Source organism: Microbulbifer bruguierae, assembly GCF_029869925.1.
GTDB lineage: Bacteria > Pseudomonadota > Gammaproteobacteria > Pseudomonadales > Cellvibrionaceae > Microbulbifer > Microbulbifer bruguierae.
This window is the reverse complement of record NZ_CP118605.1, coordinates 1,083,342-1,105,347: the sequence shown is the minus strand read 5'-3', so window position 1 is coordinate 1,105,347 and position 22,006 is coordinate 1,083,342. Positions and strand designations below refer to the sequence as shown.

Here is a 22,006-nt window from a genome sequence, read left to right as displayed (position 1 = left end):
GTTGATGGAACAGCCCCAAAAAGAGCGGGATGTGGATTATTCGCCCTGGTTAGCGGCAATTCTTGTCGTGGCCAGGCATTATCGGCTGGAGATTTCAGAAGAAAACGTCCGCATCGCCGCCAACCTTGGCAAGGCGGAGCCGGTAGAAAATGTTGTGCGCAGCATGGCGCGACAGGCCGGTCTGGTGGCAAAGTTCACGGACTTCGATCCTTCCATGTTGAGCCCCTGGCGATTGCCTTTGCTGGTACAGTTGCAGGGCGGTCAGGTCGGCGTGGTGGAAACTACCGATGGGGAAGGGCAATTATCCGTCGCCTTCAGTGGTGATCGAGGCGCCTCATCTCGGGTAAAGGCCGCTTCTCTGATGCGCCATATCGCTTCGGTCGTTGTGCTAAGGCCGGCCAGTAATGTGGCGGATGCGCGGGTTGACGACTACATAAAGCCGCAGGAAAAACACTGGTTTCGCTCGATTATTTTGCGAGACCTGAAACCTTACGGGCATGTGATGATTGCCACCACCGTGGCAAATATGCTCGCTCTCGCCGGTATATTATTTTCTAAACAGGTCTATGACCGGGTAATTCCGGCGGAGTCCATACCCACCCTGTACGTTCTGTTTAGCGGCGTCATCATTGCCATACTGTTCGACTTCGTTATGCGTGTGAACCGCATACGGATCACCGATTTGCTGGGAAAACGAGCGGATATCCGTGTGTCGGATCTGGTGTTTGGCCATGCGGTACGCCTGCGCAACAGTGCAAGGCCAAAATCTACCGGAGCCTTTATTTCCCAGATCCGGGAGCTGGAACGGGTCCGTGAACTGGTGACCTCTACCACTATTCTGGCGATGGCAGATATGCCGTTTTTCTTTCTGTTCCTGGCGTTCATGTGGTACATCGCTGGACCACTGGCACTGGTGCCTCTGACGGCACTACTGGCTTTGATCCTGCCTGGACTACTGGCGCAGTCGAAACTGGCGCGTCTCGCGGGGGAATCCATTCGCGAGTCGTCTCTGCGCAATGCCATGTTGGTGGAAACAGTGCAGGGTATTGAAGATATCAAGGCGCTGCAGGCGGAGCAGCGATTCCAGCAACAGTGGAATCACTACAACGCGGTAACCGCCGAATCGAATTTACAGTTGCGCGGGTTGATTGGTCGACTGGTGACCTGGACCCACAATGTGCAGTCATCGGTATTCGCTATCATCGTATTGTTTGGTGCGCCCATGGTGATGGCCGGGGATATGACAACGGGCTCGCTGGTTGCTGCGTCGATTCTTGGATCGCGAATGATGGCGCCCATGTCGCAGATTACCCAGGTGCTCAGCCGCTGGCAGCAAGCCAGGTATGCGCTCAAGGGGCTCGATCAAATCATGCAGCTGCCGGTAGATCACCCACAGGACAGCCGTCGTGTACACCTCGGGTCCATCGGTGGCAATTACCAGCTGCGTGACGCGAGTTTTAAATACGGCAGCGAGTGTAGACTGCCGGCCCTGACGGTTTCCGCACTGGATATCCGGGCGGGAGAAAAAATCGCAATCCTTGGGCGCAATGGCGCAGGAAAATCCACAATGCTGCAGGCCCTCTCCGGTTATCTGGAAGCGAGTTCCGGTGAGATCACCCTGGAGGGTATCAGCCTGCAGCATATTGATCCGGCGGATACCCGTAGGGACGTGGGGTTGTTGACCCAGAATGCCACCCTTTTTCACGGCACGCTGCGAGAGAATGTAACCCTCGGTGCGCCCGGTGCCACAGACCGGGAAATCATTGCCGCCCTCGATATGTCCAGTGCTCTGGAGTTTGTACAGAAACTGCCAAAAGGTTTGGACCATGTAATTCTGGAAGGAGGGCTCGGGCTTTCCGGTGGTCAGCGCCAGTCGCTTTTGCTGGCGAGGCTGTTTATTCGCAATCCCCAGGTGGCGTTGCTCGACGAGCCAACTGCGTCGCTGGATGACCTCACTGAAAAACGATTTATCAACAAACTCCAGCGCTGGGCGGTGGGTCGAACACTGATTCTCGCAACCCATCGCAGCAGCACTCTGCAGTTAGTGGACCGTATTCTGGTGGTTGAGAATGGACGACTGGTACTGGACGAGCCAAAGTCCATTGCCCTGAAAAAACTGGCGGAAGCCAAGGTGTCTGAAGCGAATCCGTCGGGCGCAACTCCGGGAACTGCTACCGGAACTATTAAAAGTAGCGCACAGGATACCGCAGTAGCTTCCGCGCGGAGCAAGGGAAAAGTACAAAGTCAGGCGGCACAGACGCGGTTGGCTGGCAAGGAAATGACGGCTGGGAAGGAACGGATAGACAGGTGAACGGATGGCGAAAGCGAATCGAACAGTTGCAGCTTCATCTCCGGTGCAAGCACCCCGCGCTACTACAAGTGAACAAAACAGCGCCCAGGGAAGAGCGGCGACGGAACCCAAAGTTGCGACGGCACAGCACGAATCGGCAATCAGTAGCCGCAAGTATGTAGCGGGTGCGGCCGCCAATGTGGCCATGCTGGAAGCGGATTTTCACAATGCCGGCTCCCATTACCGTGAAGAAGCCGATGACAGTGCGCTGTCCGGATCCAGTCGCGTAATCTGGATACTGTTTCTATTGCTGCTTTGCCTGCTGGGCTGGTCTTACTTTGCCCGCGTCGACGAAGTATCCAAAGGGTCTGGAAAAGTCATTCCTACGTCCCGAGCGCAGGTTATCCAATCCCTGGAAGGGGGGATTCTTACCCGGCTGAACGTGGCCGAGGGCGATATTGTTGAGAGGGACCAGATACTGGCACAACTGGACCCTACGAAAATTCGCTCCAATGTAGAAGAGAGCGAAGCCAGGTACCGCGCGGCACTGGCCAGTTCCGCTCGTATCAGCGCCGAAGTAAACGGAACTGAGCTGCATTTTCCGGAAGAACTGTCACAACATAAGGAATTACTGGCGAAGGAAGAAAAGCTATACCAGACCCGCCAGCAGAGCCTGCAGGATTCTCTCAGCAGTTTACGGGAGTCGCGGGATCTGGTTCAGAAGGAGTTGTCGATTACCCGCTCGCTGGTTGCTTCCGGTGCGGCCAGCAATGTGGAAGTGCTGCGGTTAAGCCGGCAAAAATCCGAGCTTGATTTGAAAATCAAGGAAGCGCAGTCCGAATACATGGTGCGGGCCAGAGAGGAACTGGCCGGTGTCAGCGCGGAAGTCGAGGCGCTGAGTTCGGTAATCGAAGGGAGAGCGGACTCCCTGACTCGCTTGACCCTCAAATCACCTGTCCGCGGTATCGTCAAGGATATTGAAGTGACGACAATTGGCGGTGTCATTCCACCGAATGGCCGCTTGATGGAAATCGTGCCGCTGGATGACCGCCTGTTGATTGAGGCAAAAATCTCTCCGCGTGATATTGCATTTATTCATCCGGGGCAAGCAGCCAAGGTAAAAATCACCGCTTACGACTACTCGATATACGGTGGACTCGATGGCAAGGTGACGACCATTTCACCGGATACCATTCAGGATGAAACCAAGCCGGGCGAATACTTTTACCACGTGCTTATCCTCACGGACTCACATGCTCTGATCAATAGTGCGGGAAAGGAGTTTCCGATAGTGCCGGGGATGGTGGCGACGGTGGACGTGAAAACCGGTTCGAAAACAGTCTTCGATTATTTGATCAAGCCTTTCAATCAGGCGGGGGAGGCGCTGCGAGAGCGCTGATTTCTTTGGCGAAAAAATAGCTTGATTGTCACGAGGTAGCTGGAATACCTGTAAGTGACTTTGGCCTCAATAGTTGGAAGTTTAACGTAGTGGCTATATCAACAAGTGACCATTCCCGTTAGCCCAATGAGAAAAGTAGACGTTTTGCGCTCCTGTTTATTTTCCTGTATTTACGCTGCTACCACTCTCAGTGGCTGTGCTGGTACTTCTGGAACGTCGGGCGAGGATCTTTCTTCGGCGGTCCATCTCGTCACGGCTTACGACTATCAATTGCTGGATTCATCACACCGTGCTGTTTCACTGGATCTGCTTATCGCATCTCTGAGTAGTGCGGATGTGGTGTTTATCGGCGAATATCATGGTAACCAGGCATCACACCTGCTGGAGGCCCGGGTGCTTGCCGGCCTTCACCGCAACAATCACCAAATGAACAACAGCAGGCGAGCGACCCTTCTGAGCATGGAGATGTTTGCCCGGGACCAGCAGGGGATTCTGGATCGTTATGTTGCCGGTACAGTGGGGGAACGTTATCTGGTTGACGAGGCCCCCGCTTGGAAAAACTATACGGGAAGTTACCGGCCGCTGGTTGAATACGCCAAGCGGAATGGCATACCAGTGATTGCCGCCAATGCGCCGGGGGATCTGGTGCGCTGCATCGGTCGCCAGGGTGATGACTACTTGCACAAGTTGGATGACGAAGAAAAAGGCTATATCGCACAGCAACCTTTTGCCGACATTGCCGGCTACGACGAACGCTTTTACCGCCTGATGGGAGGGGCGGAGGAGGTGCCGGGCGAGCATCAGCGTCAGGCCTACCTGGCGCAAATCACCCGGGACAATACCATGGCAGAATCCATAGACCGCGCGCTGGCGCAGTTTCCTGGTGGTCAGGTGATTCATGTGAACGGCAGTTTTCACAGTGAGGGTCACCTCGGAACCGCCGGCGCACTGCAGCGTATGAATCCTGAACTTACTATCCGGGTCATTACGCCGTTGCACCCGGACGAGTTGCTGGCATCGGAGCAGGCGAGAGCCGCAGGTAAGCGCGGCGATGATTTTTATTACCTGCTCAATCCCCTGCCGCAAGAATTTGTGGATGGGGACTATATAGCGAAGGTTCGCAAAGCGATGTTCGCCACGTCGAGAGAAAAGGCAAAGCTTTGTAAATAGCATTACGGCTCAGGGATGTTCGAGGATTTCCCGGGGCAAACGATTCAATATCCCGGGTTACCTCGCCGTCGCAGCCACTGGCTGAAGCTGTCGACGGCGAGTACCAGCATCAAAATGGCGAGAATCACTGTCGCTGCCTGGGCCTGCTGGAACAGGCTGAGATGGATGTATAGCATCTGCCCCAGACCGCCGGCACCCACGAAGCCGAGCACGCTGGACATGCGGATATTGTTTTCCCAGCGGTAAAGGGTGTAGGCCGCCAGCTGTGGCCACAGAGCGGGCAGGGTGCCGTAGCAGAAAGCCTCGCTGTGGGATCCGCCGCTCAGGCGCACTGCCTCGGTGGCCGTGGGTGGAGTATTTTCCAGAGCTTCCGCGAACAGGCGTCCCAGCACACCGGCGGTGTGCAGCGCCAGTGCCAGAGTGCCGGCATTAGGGCCGAGTCCCGCCGCCAACACCATCAGTGCTGCCCACACCAGTTCGGGAATGGATCTCAGGACATTCAGTAGTCCCCGGCTCAGCTGTTTTGCCAACCAGCCAAAATACCCGGCGGCCGGCAGTGCCATCACAATTCCACTCATTGCTGCCAGCAGCGTGCCGGCCACGGACATAGCCAGAGTTTCTGCCGCGCCGCGGCTTAATGCCAGCAGGTGTGGTGTCGAAATATCCGGGTGCAGAAACTCGGCAAGATAGCCGCCCATTTGTCGTAGGTTCTCGCTCGCCGTCAATGCGGAAAAATCCAGCTGGAGGTATCTGAAAGCGGCAACCACGATCAATAACAGAATCACCAGCAACAGGAGATTGCCGATGGGGCTCGGGTAGCCTGAGTGCTGCCGTGTGCTTTTTTTGCTGTTTGGTTGCGTCATGTAAGCCGTACCCGCAGCACCCGGCTTAAACTATCTGCCAGCAACACCAGGAATAGAAACACGAGCAGAATGGTCAGCACCTCACTGCCGGCAAACATACGCAGGGACAGTTCGAGTTGTTGGCCGAGCCCGCCCGCACCGACAAATCCCATTACCACGGAGGCACGCAGGGCGCACTCCCAGCGATATACGGTATAGGAAATCAGCTCGCCGCTGGCATTGGGAAGAATGCCATACAGGAACGCGCTGACCCGGGATGCGCCGGAACCGAGCAGCGCCTGCGCCGGTCGCTGGTCAACGGATTCAAAAATCTCCGCATACACCTTGCCGAGCATACCGCTGTAGGTGATGGCGATAGCCAGTACTCCGGCGGTTGGCCCCAGGCCCACGCCGCGCACAAACAGCAGTGCCCACACAATCTCCGGCACGCTGCGCAGCAGGATCAGCAGTGCGCGCATCGGCCATCGCAGGCCGCGGCCCAGTAGCGATGGCGCGCCATTACGTTCGAAGGCAGTGCGGGACAGCGCGCGAGTCGCAAGCAGTGAGGCGACCGTGGCAAGCGGCAGCGCGAGTGCAATTCCCGCTACGGCAATGGCCAGAGTCTCCAGTGTTGCTGGTCCCAGCACTGCGAGAAAGTCCGGCGTGTGTGCCGGAGGCCAGGCGTCGGTGAGCAGGGCACCCATGGCCCGGGTACTGTCGCGATCAAACAGTACCGCCAGGTTCAGCTCGCTGAAATACAGGCCGGGCCAGAGCAGTAGTATTGCGAGCAGGGTGATGAGCAGGCGGGGGACCGCGGCCGGATCTCGCGGGCCGGTATAGGATGACGCTCTGTAGACGTCGGACTTTTGCGGGTTGGTCGCAGCCTTGCGCATGGTGTTAGCAGCGGGACCTGTTATCGGACCAGGCTGCGGCATGAGCAACTGCCGTCGGGCGCAATTGTTCGTTGGCGTAAAGTGCGTCCAACTCATGTTGGCTGATTTCCGCCGCCGCCTTGTCGAACTGGATGCGCCCATGGCGCAGGCCGATCACCCGGGGAAAGTACTTGAGCGCGAGTTGCAGATTGTGCAGGCTGACGACCAGAGTGGCATTGTATTGCCGGCATTCCCGGTTCAGCAGATCCAGTGTGTGTTCAGCCAATACCGGGTCCATAGCGGATACCGGCTCGTCCGCGAGGATGATTTCCGCGCGCTGGTAAAGAGTGCGGGCGATGGCGGCACGCTGCAACTCCCCTCCGGAGAGCTGGCCGCAGCGCTGGAAAATCTTGTCACTCAGGTCCAGCTTACTGAGTTCCCGCGCAATGTTTGCCATATCCAGGGGATAGGCAAGGTTGGCCAGGCTTTTCCACAGCGGCCACTGCCCGGTGCGGCTGGCACTAATCGCGGTAACTACCCGCTGGCGCGGCGGCAGTGGTGGGGACTGCTGAATCAGTCCAATACGGGTGCGCAACCGCTGACGCGCGCGTGTGCCGAGTCCCCAGGGATTGCAGTCGGCGAGCGTGATATAACCGGCGGAAGGTCGCTGCGCGGTTGCAAGCAGCCGCAGTAAGGTACTTTTGCCTGCTCCGGAAGGCCCTATGATGGCAACATGCTCGCCGCCCCGCAGCGCGAGATTGATCTCCTCCAGACCTCGCCCCGGATCTCCACCTGTGGATGCGGGATAAGCTACCTGCACATTGCGCAGCGTTGCGATCACTTCAGCAGTCCTACCGAACGCGCCGCATCTTCAATGGATTGATAATTCTCCGGTGCGGTTTCGATAAAGCGCTCCGCCGCTTGCAGCTCGAGGATTGTTTTGTGCTGTGGTATTTGCGGATCCAGCGCAAGGAACGCGGCCTTGATTTTCGCAGTCAGTTCCGGAGCGAGGTCGCCGCGTACCGTCCAGTTGTAATCGAAGTAGGGCGGGGTTGTGGCGAGTACCCGTACCCGGCTGGTATCTACTTTGCCACTCGCCACCAGTTTGTCCCACACTGCGGCATTAAGTACGCCGGCATCGGCCTTGCCAGCCTGTACCCAGGCAGCCGTGGCATCGTGGGCACCGGAGTAGGCGACGCGGCTGAAAAAAGTTTCCGGTTTTATGCCGTCTTTCGCCATAAAGTAGCGGGGCATCAGGCTGCCAGAGGTGGAGGAAATGGAACCAAACACAAAACTTTTACCCTTCAGGTCCTGAAGGGTTTTTACCGCAGGATCAGCACTGATGAATTTACTGGTGAAGTTTCTGTCCCGCTCCCGCTGTACCAGAGGGATGGCATTGCCGGTTTGCAGGCGAGCCTGTACAAAAGTGAAACCACCCAGCCAAGCCAGATCGACTTTGTCGGCGGCCAGGCCCTGCACAACCGCGGCGTAATCGGTGACCGGAACGAATCGCACCGCCATGCCGAGTTGTTGTTCCAGATATTGTCCCAAGGGTTTGAATTTTCGCTGCAGTTCGGTGGGGGCTTCATCGGGAATGGCGGAGACGCGCAGAACTTGCTGCGATTTTTCTTCACCGGTGATTTCTTCGGCAATTGCCGCAGAGCCGAACAACAGTGTAATCGGCAACAGCAACAGGCTGGCAAAGAAACTGGCGCTGCGGTTTCTGCGGCGGGGGATTTTTGTTTGCAGTTTCAAAAGTGTTCTCCAGATCAATGTGGAAAAATCGGTATCGGTTTGTTTCAGCCTTCTTCGTACTGTGCCCGCAGAAAGGCAACAACGTCCCGCTGATTGCCGCGGAATACAATGCGATCGCCTTTCTGCGCCAGCTGGTAGACGTACATGGGGTCGTAGTAGTCCCGCAGCAGGGCGGTGATCCAGTGGCGGTGAAGATCGACGGTGTCGTGGGCCAGTTGCTGCTTCAACGCATCCTGCATCATGGAATCCAGTTCGCGGAAGCGCTCGCCTCCCAGTCGCCTGGTAATGTTGGCCAGGTTCTGGCGCAGGGTGACGGCAAACAGTTGCCGGCCTTCCACTTCGCCATGTAGCGAGACAAATTCGGCGCAGAGGTCGATGACGTAGTCTTTCAGAATTCGCTCAATCCGGCTTTCCAGTGCATCATCCAGCCACACCAGAGGGTAGGTGCGCATGCCCTGGTGCAATGACAAAGGCAGCGAGCAACGGCCGATCAGACGACTTTCGTCCTCCAGTACAAATTGCTGTTGCCCGGCGTTGCGACGTTTGAGAAAGTCGATGGCCAGAGCATTTTCAAACCCGATTTGCGATGGCTGCGGAGTGGCTTTCTTGCCGAAGCTGGAGCCGCGGTGATTGGCATGGCCTTCGAGGTCTACCGCGTTATCCAGCTGTGCCAGCACTTCGGTTTTCCCGGTGCCGGTCATACCGCCGACAATGGTAAACCGGCACTCGCGCACGGCACTCTCGATTTCCTCGATCAGAAAAGTGCGCATTGCCTTGTAGCCGCCGGATATCCTCGGATAGTCGACTCCCGCCTGTGCAAGCCACTGTTGACTGATCCGGGAGCGTAAGCCGCCGCGGAAGCAGAACAGGTAGCCTTCGGGGTGGGCGCGGGCAAATGCTGCCCAGGCCGCGACACGCGCATTTTTTATTTCACCACTCACCAATTCGTGACCGAGGACGATGGCTGCCTGCTGGCCTTTTTGCTTGTAGCAGGTGCCCACTTTCTGGCGCTCGACATCGGTCATCAGTGGCAGATTGACGGCGTTGGGAAAGGAGCCCTTATTGAACTCCACTGGTGCGCGGGTATCGATTAGCGGCAGGTCGTGCAGAAATATTTCCCGGTAGTTGGCGGTGTCGCTCCGGTTGCTGTTGTGATCGCTTTGATTGTTCGCGTCGTCTTCACTCATGTGACGATTACCGCAACGTCTCGCTCGCCGCCATTGCGCGCAACCAGTTCACCAATGGGTGACAGCTGCAGGTCGAGTGCGCGCGCTGCGGCGAGAAATTCTGCTTCGCCGTCCGGCTCGACGGCGATCAGCAGACCGCCGCTGGTCTGCGGGTCCGCAAGCAGTGGCAGGTAGGATTCATCTGTCAGCTCTACTCGGTGGCCATAGCTGGCGAAATTACGCCCGGTGCCTCCCGGGATACAGCCGAGTTCGAGGTAGTGCTCCACGTTGGCGATGCGCGGTACCGCTCGGTAATTGAGCCGTGCAGTGAGGCCGCTGCCGTCCGCCATTTCCACCAGATGACCGAGCAGGCCAAAGCCGGTGACGTCGGTCATGGCAGCTACCGCAGATATGCGGGCGAAACGGCTGCCGGGACGGTTGAGGGTGCACATCAGGTCGCGGGCGGTACCGGTATCCTCTTCGCGCAGCTTGCCTTGTTTCTCGGCCGTAGTCAGAACGCCGATCCCCAGCGGTTTGGTGAGATACAGGCGACAGCCTGCGCTGGCTGTGTCGTTGCGTTTGAGCCAGCGCTTTTCCACGACACCGGTTACCGCAAGGCCAAAGATGGGTTCGGGTGCGTCGATGGAGTGACCGCCAGCTAGCGGAATACCCGCCGCGTCACACACCGCGCGGCCGCCGCGAATGACTTCCCGCGCTACTTCCGGCGGCAATACATTCACCGGCCACCCCAGAATGGCGATCGCCATCAGCGGATCGGCGCCCATGGCGTAGATGTCGCTGATGGCATTGGTGGCCGCGATACGGCCGAAGTCATAGGGATCGTCGACGATGGGCATGAAAAAATCGGTGGTCGATACGACGCCACGCTCATTGTCCAGCGCGTAAACCGCGGCATCGTCCCGCGAGTCGTTGCCCACCCAAAGTCTGGAATCAGACAGTTGCGAGCCGCTGCCGGCGAGGATCTGATCGAGCACTGCCGGGGAAATCTTGCAGCCGCAGCCGGCACCATGGCTGTATTGGGTCAGGCGGATCGGTAAGGTTGCTTCGGTGCTGGCGTTCATGGTCGTTTCCGGAAATAGGGCGGTGAATTCTAACAAAGTCGCGGAATGCGTTACGAGACAAGTCATAGGAACTGGCGATCACTGTGTGCCCTGGCTGTCTCAGTTGCTTCATCGCTTTCCGCTTTTTGTCAGTTTCTCCTGATCTATATGCCTGTGCCAGTGCCTTTACATTCGTTTTTCGGACGGTGTGCGATCACGGTTGGTTCAGCAGGTGGGCGCGGAGCGCACGGGGCGTGGTGCCGAACCAGTCCCTACAGGCCCGGTTTAGCGCGGATTGTTCTGAATAGCCGAGCAGTCCGGCAATCTGGCTGAGCTTAAGATTCGTTTCTGACAAATAGTCCCTGGCCAGTTTCTGTCGCTCTTCTGCGAGCAACTGTTCGAACGTGGTCTTTTCCCCGGCGAGTCTGCGCTGCAGGGTGCGTTTGTGCATCGACAGGGAGGCGGCGACGGCATCACTGTCGCACTGACCGGTGGGCAGAAGACCTCGGATCAACCGGACCACATCTTCCGTAATTGTGCTCGCGTTGGGCGTCTTCTGTGAATTCAGAAAGTGTTCCGCCAGTTGCCAGGTCTGGTGATCAACGCTGGACAGTGGAATCGAGTACACAGAGGCAGGCAGGTAAAAACCGTACCAGACCTGATGGAAGTGGACCTGGCACTGGAAGATTTCTCCGTATGTCTGCTTACCTGCCATGGGCGCGTGCATCAGGAAAACACCGAGCGGCGCGAAATCTTCACCGCACAGTAACTTCATCACCTGCATCGCATTGGCGAGGCCCAGTTCGTAGGTCTGAACACCGGTGCCTATCTCATCGTCATTGATGCTGTAATCGAATTTGATAACCCGTTGATGGGGAGCGCCTTCCAGAGTCCGGTTCAGTGCCAGCGCAGGGCAGTGCAGATGGAGATAGCGCGCGATGCTCTCGAGAGCGGTTCCTACGGTGGATGAACTGCGGGCGATCACGGAAATGGGTCCGAGGATATCCATGCCCTGGAATTCCGCCAGCTTCAGGCCGAATTCAGGGTAGCCCAGCGTCGCCGCGGTGTCCTCGAGCAGCGCGGCCATATCCCGGAAGATCAGGAATGACTCGTCATCCCGGAATTCCGCTGGTGCTATCCGGTGTCTCCTCAGCAGTGGCTGCGGGTCGCCACCGCGGATTCTCACCAGATCATCGTATCCCCACAGGTTCGTTGCGCGGATCAGCGTGCTCATGTGCCCTCTGGAGGTGGGTAATTGCGTAACGCGGGTGAGGCCATGGCACCCGTGCGCTCGAATGAGCTAAAAATTTGTCGCGGTTTGTCAAAAATATGTCGTGATTCGTCAATAATGTCAATTGGGGATGAGGAAATATCGCGCTTTCAAGGTCATCGATAGCGATAAAAAAGAGGCCAATATGTCAGCGATGCATAGTGAGATCATCATCATCGGCGCCGGGCTATCCGGCATTGGTACTGCCTGCCATATTGCGGCAGAGCACCCGGATAAAAGCATTGCCATTCTCGAACGCCGGGAAAATATGGGCGGGACCTGGGATCTGTTCCGCTACCCGGGTATTCGCTCGGACTCGGATATGGCGAGCTTCGGTTTCAACTTCAATCCCTGGTATTCCGACAAGGTGTTGGCCAAGGGCAAAGACATCCGTGAGTACGTCGCGGATACCGCGCGGCAGTTCGGCCTCTACGACAAGGTGCGCTACGGCCTGAAAATAGTCAGCGCTGACTGGTCCGACGCCGACCAGCGCTGGACCCTGAAGGCGCTACATGAGGCGTCAGCAGAAACCAGGACCTTTACCTGTGATTTCCTGGTGAACTGCGCTGGTTATTACAATTTTGACCAGGGATACCGCCCGCGTTTCGACGGTGAGGAAGCCTTCAAGGGCGACATCGTGCACCCGCAACACTGGCCGCAGGACTTCGATTACACCGGCAAGAAAGTGGTGGTTATCGGCAGCGGCGCCACCGCCATTACTGTGGTGCCGGCGATGGCGGAAAAGGCGTCGAAGGTTACCATGCTACAGCGCTCACCCAGTTACATCATGGCGGTGCCGGATACCGACAAACTGTCCATTCTGCTGAATAAATTCCTGCCCAAAAAATGGGTATTCAAATTGACGCGGTTGCGCAATGTATTGCTGCAGCGTGGACTCTATCTGGCGTGTCAGCGCTGGCCCGACGCCATGCGCAAACTGTTGTTGTCGCAGGTGCGCAAGCGGGTGGGCCCGGATTTCGACATGCGCCATTTCTCCCCGAACTACAAGCCCTGGGAGCAGCGCCTGTGTGCGGCGCCGGATGGCGATTTCTTTGATGTTCTCCGTTCGGGCAAGGCCGATATTGCCACGGACCATATCGACCACTTCACCGAAAATGGCATTGTGCTGAAATCCGGCCAACACCTGGACGCGGATGTGATTGTGACTGCGACTGGTCTGGATGTGCAGCTGATGGGTGATCTGCAGGTGAAGCTGAATGGCAACACCGTCGATCTGCCACAGAAAATGACCTACAAGGGCATTCTGATCGAGGATATCCCCAATTATCTGTGGATTTTCGGTTACACCAACGCGCCCTGGACCCTGAAAAGCGATATCGGTGGCCGCTACTTCTGCCGACTGTTGTCGCATATGAAGAAACGTGGATTCTCCGTAGCGCGTGCGGTGGACCGCGAAAACAACGGCACTGGCACCGGTATGCTGGACGCCTTCGCCCCGGGTTATATCAGCCGCGCCAGGGATCGCATGCCGCGACAGGGGCGTGGCGGTCCGTGGAAGGTGACTATGCACTACGGCCAGGACAAAAAAATGCTTACCCAGGATGCGGTGGACGATGGCGTACTGCAATTTGAATCGGCTGCAGCGGCTGTTCCGGCGCAGGAACCGGATCTCAAGGCGATTGCCTGATTCCCGCGGTCATTACTCGACGAGCTGTCGTAACGGGGATTTGTAGTAACTGGGATTTGTAGTAACTGGGAGTTGCCGTGAATAGAAAAGACAATCTCAAACCGCCGGTGCTGTTGATCCACGGTATGTGGGGCACCGCAGAAGCGATGCGCGAGGTGGGTGCGGCATTTTCGGCGGAAGGTTATGTGGTTGAGGCGCTCACGTTGCCGCATCACGCCGCCAAATGCGGATACGACACCGCCGCGAGGGCACGGCTCGCGCGCACCAGGCTGCAGGACTATGTGGACTTCATCATCGCCAGGATAAAAACACTCGACGCTGCGCCGATCCTTGTAGGGCATTCCATGGGTGCGCTGCTGGCGCAGTTGGTGGCGGCACGGGTGCCCTGTGAGAGGCTGGTACTGTTGTCCTCGGCAGCCCCTGGCGGTATCAACAGCTGGAGCTGGTCCATGATCCGCACGCTGGGGCGTAATCTGTTGCTGTTTCCCATGTGGCTACGGGTTACCGAATTGCGCGCGGACAATATCCGTTACGGGGTTGCCAACTCCCAAAGTGCTGCAACCCAGCAGCAGATTCTGGACATGTCCACCTACGAATCGGGTATGGCGACATTCCAGATTGGTGTTGGCGGCTTGTTGCCCGGCGGCTTTTCCCGGCTGGATACCCGGGCGATACAGTGCCCGATACTAATCATCGGCGGCAGTGAAGACCGTATAACGCCTCCAGGGATTCAGCGGCGTATTGCGGCCCTTTACGGCGGGCGCGCGCGCCTGGTGGAAATTCCTGGCGCCTGTCACTGGACCATCGGCGGCACACATTTTCCGGAGGTTCGTGCGGCGATATTCGGTTGGCTTGCGAGCGATTGAATGGTCTGGGTCACCGCTTGTGGCCTCAGCCCGGTGGATTGAAATTGCTGAATTGTTCCACCTGACGCTGTGCGATCATTTCTGCGGCCTTGGCCGTGTTGTAGTCCATCACCAGCTGTGGTTCATCGGTAAACACACCATCCACGCCCATCGCTGCCATCAGGCTGAGGTCGTGAGCGTTATTTACCGTGTAGACGTAACTCTTGAGACCGCGGCGGCGCCCATCAGCGACGATTTCCGGGCACACGAAGTCGAGGCTCAGGTGCAGCGAATAGGCTTCTAGCGGCTCGGCGCAGGCGGCCAGGTCCAGTGGCACACCATCGATCAGCACACCCCTGCGCACCGGGGGAATCAGCTTCAGGCATTCGTAGACCTGGCGGTGGTCGAAGGACGACAGAATGTATTGCTCGTAACAGGCGCCGCTGTCGCTGATATAGGACTCCAGCTCCCGCGCTGCCAGAGCTGCGCAATTGGGACCTTTCAGTTCGATATTGAGCTGTACATGGTTGCCCACCAGTTCCAGTACTTCCCTCAGGGTTGGCACCTGTTCGCCGCCGGGCAACAGCATCTGGCGCAGTATCGCCGGGGCCATGTCAATCAGCAGTTCCTGGCCGGCGAGCAGGCGTCCGAGACGACGGTCGTGCTTGACCAACAACTCCCCACCCACATTCCACACGTCGATCTCGATGCCATCGATATCGAATTCCAGTGCGTGGGTAATGGCCTGTAGGGTGTTTTCTGTGGCCCGTTTGGGGTAGCCGCGGTGGGCGAAACAGAAAAGGGTGTCAGTACTGTACATTTCGACGTCCACGGTTGCGGAAGCCTCCACAGGGTGTACCAGAAGTATGACGTTGAGGTGACGGTGGCGCCAAGAATTCGCCGCAAATTCTATATCGATTGAAGCGGGATTAGGGTGTTTATATAGCGCGGGGTATTGAGAGGTATCGGCCGGCGTTATTCGCCGGCCAGGGCGCGGTAGCGACCGCGATGGAATACCAGGGGTTCTCCGCCGCTGGCGGCGAATTCCAGTACTTCTGCGAGCAGGATGGTGTGGTCACCGCCTTCGATATTCTGGGTGCGGCGGCAGTGGAACAGGGCGGCACAGTCGTCCAGCTGTGGGATGCCGCCGGGTCCGCTGTGCCACTTCACCTGGCCGAACTTGTCGGCACCGCGGCCTGCAAACAGATTGGATACATGTTGCTGGTCGCCCTTGAGCACATGTACGGCAAAGCGCTCACATTCGGTGAATGCGGTGTAGCTGAGAGAGCTGCGGTCAATGCTCCAGAGAATCAGCGCCGGATCCAGGGAGACGGAATTGAAACTGTTGACGGTCATACCCACCGGCTGCCCGGCGGTATCGAGCGTGGTGATGACGGTGACGCCGGTAGCGAATTGGCCCAGGGTGTCGCGCAGTGCGCGGCTGCGCTCAGCGGGAGACTGGGTCGCGGTGTCTGAACTGGCTTCAGTGGCGGCGGTGGTGGGCTTGTGGGATACCGTCATACTTCGATCAAAATGTGTGCAAAATTTGTACTGGCGGCCATTTTACGGGAAAACCGCGGCGCCTGCCTGATTTTCTTCTTGTAGCCCGGCTATCGCGTGGATAGCCGGGCTTGATGACCGGGCCTGAGGGTCAGGTTTGGTGATTGCCAACAGCCTGGTTCAGTCCATCAGCGGCAGACATCGGCTGCTGAGGGTTTCCCGTTGGGTGATGGCGCTGCCGGTGAGAGCGAAGCCCCGCAGGTTGCCGTCGGCATCGACGAACTCCGCACTCACCCCATCGCTGTTGGCACTCACCTGCCACGCGCCTTGCTGGCCTGGCTTTGGCGGGCAGACAACGGTGGGGCGCAGGGTGGTTTTGACCGCAACCGGCAGGCAGCCGTAGCGTACCGGGGTGGGAGTACCGCTCAGTGTCTGTGCCAGGGCGCGGGCACTCTGGGTGAGAGGGGCCACATAGTAGAGGCTATGACCGTCTACTTCAGCGCAGTCGCCCAGTGCGAAGACGTTGGCATCGCTGGTCTGAAGCGTGCGATCGGTGACGATGCCACGATTGACGGTAATACCGGCGGCGGCAGCCAGTCCGGTATTTGCCGCCAGTCCCAGGGCGGCGAGGGCAATATCGGCATCGATGCTGCTGCCGTCGGCCAGCTCCGCCTGCAGACCTGTTGCGGTGCGGGTGAGACGGGATACGCCGGCACCAAAATGGAAGCGCACCCCGGCCTGTTCCAGGCGCTGTTGCAGGTCGCGCCCAGCGGCTTCCGGCAGCAGGTTTGCCAGTGGCCACGGCTGCAGGTCCACTACCTCTACCTCCAGCCCCGCCTGGATCAGGTCGTTGGCAAATTCGCAGCCGATCAAACCGGCACCGATCAGCAGTACCCGTTTACGGTTGGTCAGTGCAGTGCGGAAGCGGTGGTAGTCGCTGAGATTGTTGATCTGGAACAGGCGCGCAAGGCCATCGCCTTCGATCGGGGGAAGTGAGGCACAGCTGGCACCGGTGGCAAACACCAGGCGGCTGTAGCGCAGTTCAGCACGGATGCCGCCGCTGTCAGACACCAGGGTCAGCAGTCGCGCGTCGCGCTCCAGATTGGTTACATGGGTGTGCACCAGTATTTCCGCATTCAGCTCCCGTGCCATGTCTTCGGCGCTGGCAGTGGCCAGCTGTTGCGGTGTCTTGCCGTGGGCCAGGGAGGCGGAGAGCAGGGGTTTGGAATAGAAGGTGCCATCGTCTCCGGTGATGATGGTGATCGGCGTGCGTTGGTCGAGCTTGCGGAATTCTTTCGCCAGGTGGTAACCGGCGAGGCCACTGCCGATAATGACCAGGGGATCGGTGTCATCCAGTTGTACCGCTGCGGGCGATGGCGGGGCAACCGCTTGCGGCTGGCTCACCAGCACCATATCGAAATCTTCCTTGCCCACGCCACATTCCGGGCAGGTCCAGTCCTCCGGGATGTCTTCCCAGCGGGTACCTGGGGCAATGCCTTCTTCCGGTGCACCCTTGGCCTCGTCGTACACCCAGCCACACACCATACACTCCCAGATGCGACTGGCCGTGGGCTGAACTGGGGACTGGGTTGGCGTTTCTACTGGCGTACTGCCGCGGTGATTGCTGCTCTGGTCTGCGTGGGCGGGCGCGCCGCCGGCAATCGCGAGCATCTCGAATTCACCTTTGCTGGCGCCGCACTCCGGGCAGTTCCAGTCGTCGGGAATATCTTCCCAGCGGGTGCCGGGGGGGATACCGTCATCCGGAGAGCCTTTGGCCTCATCATACAGCCAGCCACAGATCTGGCATTCCCAAACGCGAAACTCGGACATGGTTACCCCTGGATACTACTTGGTTCTTTGTGCATTTTTGCGGTGGTGGAGTTTAGGAAAAAACGCGAGGAAAGTTAACTTTCGGCGCCACTGCCGAAAGGCAAGTGGCGCGGCCTGCTCAGTCTTTATTGCGTTGCGCGATATTGGTCAGGGCGCGGTGATAAATGTCCTGTATCCCCGCAGTATTTTCCACGGTGATCTGCAGGTCGTTGACCAGGCCGTTGGAAAGGCCGTAGACCCAACCGTGTACAGACAGGGGCTGCCCATTTTCCCAGGCGTCCCGGACCGATGCGGTCTGGCAGACGTGGACCACCTGTTCCAGTACATTGAGCTCACACAGCAAATCAACCCTTTCGTGTTCCGGGAAGAGCTCAATCAGGGTATGGTGTTTGTCGCGCACATCCTTGATGTGGCGCAACCAGCTTTCAATCAGGCCCAGGCGGGTGTCTTCCAATGCGGCTCGAACACCGCCACAGCCGTAGTGCCCCACCACCATAATATGCTTGACCTTGAGTACCTCGACGGCGTACTGCACTACTGACAGGCAGTTCAGGTCTGAATGCACAACCACATTGGCGACGTTGCGGTGGACAAACAGCTCGCCTGGCAGCAAATCGACGATCTGGTTCGCGGGTACACGGCTGTCAGCGCAACCGATCCACAGGTATTCCGGGAATTGCTGTTCAGACAGTTTGAGGAAAAAGTCGGGTTTGTCGCGCCGCGTGGCCTCGGACCACTGGCGGTTTTTTTGAATCAGGTCTTGGAGTTGTGACAAGTCAATCATTCCGTCGGTTGGCGTTGATGGGCAGAATAACGCGTTTGCCAAAGCCCGCCAACGTAAAATGCCCCGACGGATTTCGATGGTAAATTTACGCCCTGAAAACCTCCGTGACATCTGCTACGCTGCGGCGGCCTGTTTCCACTCAGACCCTGATACGTGCAAAGGATGGTCTTATGGGGCTCCGCAATTCCGTTATTCGCCGCCCACGTCGGCTCAATAAACACAATGCCACTCTGGCCCGGCGGCGCAAGAAAGTACGTTGGCTACTGGCACAGCGATCGAGAGTGCGCAGTTACCGCCGCTTCTTTCGTATTCAATGTGAGTTGGGCGACAAGGCGCGGGAAGAGCAGCGAAAGGCTGCGGGCAACCCGAAGTGAGGCCTGAAGTAAAGACGACAGTAACCGTCGATGAAAGAACTTGTTAGAGCACACATGACGAATCAAGCAAACTCTCTGGATCACCCGGATACGGCGGCCGTCGATATCCTTATTGCGGACTACCGCGACGCTCGCCACGGTGCAGACCTGCTGGCACTGATGGACGCCTACGCGCGAGATCCCTACGGCGGCGGTGAACCCCTGGCGGAGGTGTGCCATCGGGAACTACTGGAACGCCTGGCAGCGTTTCCGGGAGCTTTTTCGGTATTGGCCTACCGCGATGGGCAGGCGGTCGGGCTGACGAACTGCTTTATGGGTTTCTCCACATTTATGTGCAGACCCCTGGTGAATATCCACGATGTGGTGGTGAGCGAGGCGGCGCGGGGCGCAGGTGTGTGTACGCGGATGCTGGACAAGGTCGCCGCCGTCGCCCGCGAGCGCGACTGCTGCAAGGTCACTCTGGAAGTGCTGGAAAATAACCATCCCGCCCGAGCTGCCTACCGCAAGTGTGGTTTCAAACCCTATGCACTGGATGAGGAGTACGGCCAGGCGGAGTTCTGGCAGAGGTATCTCTGAAATTTAGAACGATACTCCGTACTTGATACGGAGTTGTCGATACGGGGGTAAGCCTTGTGAAACACAACGTGGACCCTTCCATGGCGCGGTGTAAAAACATCCTGTTTTTGACGGTCTCACAAGGCTGACCCCGGTAGATGCACCGCCGGGGATGCCTCTACGAAGTACCTTAAACTCAGCGGTTCAGCAGGCCCTTTACTGCGTGCGGTAAATCGGCGGGGAAGATCAGATTCTTGGCATTGTCGGAAGTGGACAGTTCTTCCAGCGCGTTGATATAGCGCTCGCCCAGCAGGTACATGACCGGCAGCTCTTTTTCGCCAATGGCCTGGGTTACCCGTTCGATGGCTTCACGGCTGGCGTCCGCCAGTACTACCTGGGCTTTTGCGTCCCGCTTGGAGGCTTCCAGACGGCCGTCGGCTTCGAGGATTGCCGCCTGCTTCTCCCCTTCTGCACGGGTTACCGTAGCGCGGCGCTGGCGTTCAGCGGCCGCCTGTTCTTCCATGGCTTTCTGCATGGTGGCGGACGGGTTGATGTCCTGAATTTCCACGGTTTTCAGATTAATTCCCCAGTCGGCGATATCGTCGGAAATGGCCTCTTTCAGTTTTGCCTTGATCATATCGCGGGAGGACAGTGCCGAGTCCAGTGACATTTCGCCAACGATGGAGCGCAGGGCGGTCTGCACCAGGTTTTGAATTGCGATTTCATAGTCCTCAACGCCGTACACCGCTTTTTCCGGGGAGACGATATTGATGTAGGCCACGGCGTTGGCAATGATGGTGGCATTGTCCTCGGTGATGACTTCCTGGGAAGGGATATCCAGCACGATATCCTTGGTGGTGATCTTATAGGGTACCTGGTCTACATAGGGAATGATGATATTCATGCCCGGGTTCAGTGTGCTGTGATATTTTCCAAGCCGTTGCACGATATGTTTCGAGCCCTGCGGCACAATGCGAACGCCCATGCCGATGGTAATGATCACCAGAACCACGAGCGCCAGTACTACAGATAATCCTTCCACGTAAATTCCCTCAATAAAGTGATTGGTAATATTTGATTTGTTATTGCCGCCGCACTCAGTGCGGGCTGACCACCAGCGTGTTGCCGGAAATGTTGATGACTTTCACCCGCACACCCACGGCGACTTCGCTGGTGCTCATGAACTGCCACTCATCCTCGCCGAGGATCGGTGCCGGAAAGCGCAGGCGACCGCGGGAACGGCCAATATTGGACTCGATCACCGAGCCCACCTGTCCGGTCAGGGCTTCCATCGCCATACCTGAGGTGGTGCGGTCTTTCCAGTTGGGTCGGATGTATTTCAGCCAAAGGACCACCAGTGCGACGGACAGGCCGGCCCAGAATAACAGCTGCAGGGTTATCGGCATGCCCACCGCCAGTAGCAATACCCCCATAAACAGGGCGGCCAGGCCAAACCAGAACAGAATAAAGCCGGAAACAAATATTTCCGCGGTTATCAGCAGTAGCCCCAGTACCAGCCAGTGCCAGTAAGCGATATGCGTGTTGAGCCATTCGAGCATGATGGCCTTTCTCCTTTTAGCGAATAATCCTGATTGCGAATGCTCCGGGATTATGCCCGAAAGTGGCTGCCGGCGCGCGGCGGCGTGTACCGGGCCGGCCAGCAGCGGCGTTGACGGGTAGGGCCCCCACGGTATGGGGGCAAATTACCGCGATCGAAACGGGAAATATTCAGCTGCACAAAGTTCCCGAAAACTTCATAAATTCGCAGCAAAACTGTACCCGTGTGCAATACTTTTTGCAGGCAAGAGCGCAGATACCATGCATCAATATTGTGCATTTGCACCCTCCATACCACTCGGTGCATCAAGTGATATCACGGACGAAGATCTTATGCGATTAACTGCTAACCTCGCCCAGGGGCGCTACCAATACAGTTGTGATGGCCGGATCATGCCGGTTCAGGACGACTGGCAATTGGGTCGCGACGAGCTTGGTCGGCAGCTCTTGATCAGTCGCCGGCTGGTGGGTGAGCAGGGGCACGGTATCGAAGTGCGTGCGCTGATGCTCGCCGGTCTGGTGAGTGAGTGTCGGGTGACATGGAAAGACGAGGTGGACCAGGTAAATGCCCACTATCGTCTGCGACCGCCCGCGGGTGCGCAACCGCAGATGGGCAACCCGGTTGAAGCGGAATGGACCGGTCCTAACGGTCTGCAACAAAGTACCCTGGAAGGACACAACCGCCTTTTGTTCCCGCTAATGCGTATCTTTATGGGGCCGCTGCTGTTGCGACTGTGTGATATGGAGTTTGGTTGCGAGGTGGTTGCCCCGGATATTGTTGATCCTTCCCAGCGGGGCAAGCTGCTGGCGCCCCGTGTGAGTCACCGGCGTGCGTCGATCGTGGCGAATGATGCCCATATCCAGGGAGTGCACGACCTCGGGCCCGATGTCAGTGTGTTTTCCTACCACGGGGATGAAGCAGAGCGCGATGCCCATTGCTTTGTGGACCAACGAGGGCTGTTGGTGGGTTACGATTGGCCCAGTAGCACCGGCCGCCTGTGGCAGGTACGCCTGCGCGACCTCGAGTGGTCTCCCGAGCTGGCTTCCCTCTGCTGAATCCCGCGGCAGATTGGTGGCGACAGATTGGT

Annotated in this window: 21 protein-coding genes; 8 read left to right on the top strand and 13 right to left on the bottom strand. The window is 57.9% G+C overall.

Annotated elements, in window-relative coordinates:
- The first annotated feature begins 4 nt into the window (after positions 1–4).
- The 3 genes from PVT68_RS04740 to PVT68_RS04730 all read left to right on the top strand — a co-directional run bounded on the left by PVT68_RS04740 (position 5) and on the right by PVT68_RS04730 (position 4,859).
- On the top strand, positions 5–2,311 hold the full coding sequence (locus PVT68_RS04740) for a type I secretion system permease/ATPase (protein ID WP_280321486.1): 2,307 nt from the start codon (positions 5–7) through the stop codon (positions 2,309–2,311).
- Positions 2,312–2,315: 4 nt separating this feature from the next.
- Entirely contained in the window at positions 2,316–3,689 is a 1,374-nt protein-coding gene (locus PVT68_RS04735) for an HlyD family type I secretion periplasmic adaptor subunit (protein WP_280321485.1), read from the top strand.
- A 126-nt stretch (positions 3,690–3,815) separates the two neighbouring features.
- Entirely contained in the window at positions 3,816–4,859 is a 1,044-nt protein-coding gene (locus PVT68_RS04730; protein WP_280321484.1) for a ChaN family lipoprotein, read from the top strand.
- A gap of 44 nt (positions 4,860–4,903) precedes the next feature.
- Here PVT68_RS04730 and phnE read toward each other — a convergent pair whose 3' ends face one another.
- The 7 genes from phnE to PVT68_RS04695 form a co-directional block, all read right to left on the bottom strand.
- Positions 4,904–5,722 (bottom strand): phosphonate ABC transporter, permease protein PhnE, encoded by an 819-nt coding sequence (gene phnE / locus PVT68_RS04725; protein WP_280321483.1) that lies wholly within the window; start codon positions 5,720–5,722, stop codon positions 4,904–4,906.
- Positions 5,719–6,636 (bottom strand): PhnE/PtxC family ABC transporter permease, encoded by a 918-nt coding sequence (locus tag PVT68_RS04720; RefSeq protein WP_280321482.1) that lies wholly within the window; start codon positions 6,634–6,636, stop codon positions 5,719–5,721. Before PVT68_RS04720 ends, phnE begins: the two co-directional genes overlap by 4 nt.
- Positions 6,599–7,414 carry a phosphonate ABC transporter ATP-binding protein gene (locus tag PVT68_RS04715; RefSeq protein ID WP_280321481.1) on the bottom strand — a complete coding sequence of 272 codons (816 nt, stop codon included), beginning with the start codon at positions 7,412–7,414 and terminating at the stop codon, positions 6,599–6,601. Before PVT68_RS04715 ends, PVT68_RS04720 begins: the two co-directional genes overlap by 38 nt.
- Positions 7,411–8,328 (bottom strand): putative selenate ABC transporter substrate-binding protein, encoded by a 918-nt coding sequence (locus PVT68_RS04710; protein WP_280321480.1) that lies wholly within the window; start codon positions 8,326–8,328, stop codon positions 7,411–7,413. The genes PVT68_RS04715 and PVT68_RS04710 overlap by 4 nt, the downstream gene beginning before the upstream one ends.
- Before the next feature lie 44 nt (positions 8,329–8,372).
- Positions 8,373–9,515 (bottom strand): tRNA 2-selenouridine(34) synthase MnmH, encoded by a 1,143-nt coding sequence (gene mnmH / locus PVT68_RS04705; RefSeq protein ID WP_280321478.1) that lies wholly within the window; start codon positions 9,513–9,515, stop codon positions 8,373–8,375.
- On the bottom strand, positions 9,512–10,576 hold the full coding sequence (gene selD / locus PVT68_RS04700; protein ID WP_280321476.1) for a selenide, water dikinase SelD: 1,065 nt from the start codon (positions 10,574–10,576) through the stop codon (positions 9,512–9,514). Before selD ends, mnmH begins: the two co-directional genes overlap by 4 nt.
- 193 nt (positions 10,577–10,769) lie before the next feature.
- Positions 10,770–11,789 (bottom strand): AraC family transcriptional regulator, encoded by a 1,020-nt coding sequence (locus PVT68_RS04695; RefSeq protein WP_280321475.1) that lies wholly within the window; start codon positions 11,787–11,789, stop codon positions 10,770–10,772.
- Positions 11,790–11,970: 181 nt separating this feature from the next.
- Here PVT68_RS04695 and PVT68_RS04690 point away from each other — a divergent pair, with 181 nt between their 5' ends.
- Together PVT68_RS04690 and PVT68_RS04685 are read left to right on the top strand one after the other, a co-directional pair.
- Positions 11,971–13,473 carry a flavin-containing monooxygenase gene (locus PVT68_RS04690; RefSeq protein ID WP_280321474.1) on the top strand — a complete coding sequence of 501 codons (1,503 nt, stop codon included), beginning with the start codon at positions 11,971–11,973 and terminating at the stop codon, positions 13,471–13,473.
- Between the two features lie 77 nt (positions 13,474–13,550).
- Positions 13,551–14,339: an alpha/beta hydrolase gene (locus PVT68_RS04685; protein ID WP_280321473.1), complete on the top strand. Its 789-nt coding sequence runs from the start codon at positions 13,551–13,553 to the stop codon at positions 14,337–14,339.
- 25 nt (positions 14,340–14,364) lie between these two features.
- Here the strand turns inward: PVT68_RS04685 and PVT68_RS04680 are convergent, their stop codons facing one another.
- The 4 genes from PVT68_RS04680 to can form a co-directional block, all read right to left on the bottom strand.
- Positions 14,365–15,138, bottom strand: a complete 774-nt coding sequence (locus PVT68_RS04680) for a glycerophosphodiester phosphodiesterase (protein ID WP_280321472.1) — start codon at positions 15,136–15,138, stop codon at positions 14,365–14,367.
- A 155-nt stretch (positions 15,139–15,293) separates the two neighbouring features.
- Positions 15,294–15,839: a flavin reductase family protein gene (locus PVT68_RS04675; RefSeq protein WP_280321471.1), complete on the bottom strand. Its 546-nt coding sequence runs from the start codon at positions 15,837–15,839 to the stop codon at positions 15,294–15,296.
- A 159-nt stretch (positions 15,840–15,998) separates the two neighbouring features.
- A complete protein-coding gene (locus PVT68_RS04670; RefSeq protein WP_280321470.1) occupies positions 15,999–17,648 on the bottom strand; it encodes an FAD-dependent oxidoreductase in 1,650 nt (549 codons plus the stop codon).
- 118 nt (positions 17,649–17,766) lie between these two features.
- Positions 17,767–18,423: a carbonate dehydratase gene (gene can / locus PVT68_RS04665; protein ID WP_280321468.1), complete on the bottom strand. Its 657-nt coding sequence runs from the start codon at positions 18,421–18,423 to the stop codon at positions 17,767–17,769.
- 179 nt (positions 18,424–18,602) lie between these two features.
- Between can and PVT68_RS04660 the strand changes: the two genes are divergently transcribed.
- Both PVT68_RS04660 and PVT68_RS04655 read left to right on the top strand, forming a co-directional pair.
- The gene (locus tag PVT68_RS04660; RefSeq protein ID WP_280321467.1) at positions 18,603–18,806 is read left to right on the top strand and encodes a hypothetical protein; all 204 of its coding nucleotides are present in this window, start codon (positions 18,603–18,605) and stop codon (positions 18,804–18,806) included.
- Positions 18,807–18,860: 54 nt separating this feature from the next.
- Positions 18,861–19,382: a GNAT family N-acetyltransferase gene (locus PVT68_RS04655; protein ID WP_280321466.1), complete on the top strand. Its 522-nt coding sequence runs from the start codon at positions 18,861–18,863 to the stop codon at positions 19,380–19,382.
- A 175-nt stretch (positions 19,383–19,557) separates the two neighbouring features.
- On the opposite strand, the gene PVT68_RS04650 is transcribed toward PVT68_RS04655, so the two are convergent.
- Together PVT68_RS04650 and PVT68_RS04645 are read right to left on the bottom strand one after the other, a co-directional pair.
- Complete coding sequence (locus tag PVT68_RS04650; RefSeq protein ID WP_280321465.1) at positions 19,558–20,403, bottom strand: SPFH domain-containing protein; 846 nt, start codon at positions 20,401–20,403, stop codon at positions 19,558–19,560.
- 55 nt (positions 20,404–20,458) lie between these two features.
- Positions 20,459–20,920: an NfeD family protein gene (locus PVT68_RS04645; protein ID WP_280321463.1), complete on the bottom strand. Its 462-nt coding sequence runs from the start codon at positions 20,918–20,920 to the stop codon at positions 20,459–20,461.
- A gap of 331 nt (positions 20,921–21,251) precedes the next feature.
- Here PVT68_RS04645 and PVT68_RS04640 point away from each other — a divergent pair, with 331 nt between their 5' ends.
- The gene (locus PVT68_RS04640) at positions 21,252–21,974 is read left to right on the top strand and encodes a hypothetical protein (protein WP_280321461.1); all 723 of its coding nucleotides are present in this window, start codon (positions 21,252–21,254) and stop codon (positions 21,972–21,974) included.
- The last annotated feature ends 32 nt before the right edge of the window (positions 21,975–22,006 follow it).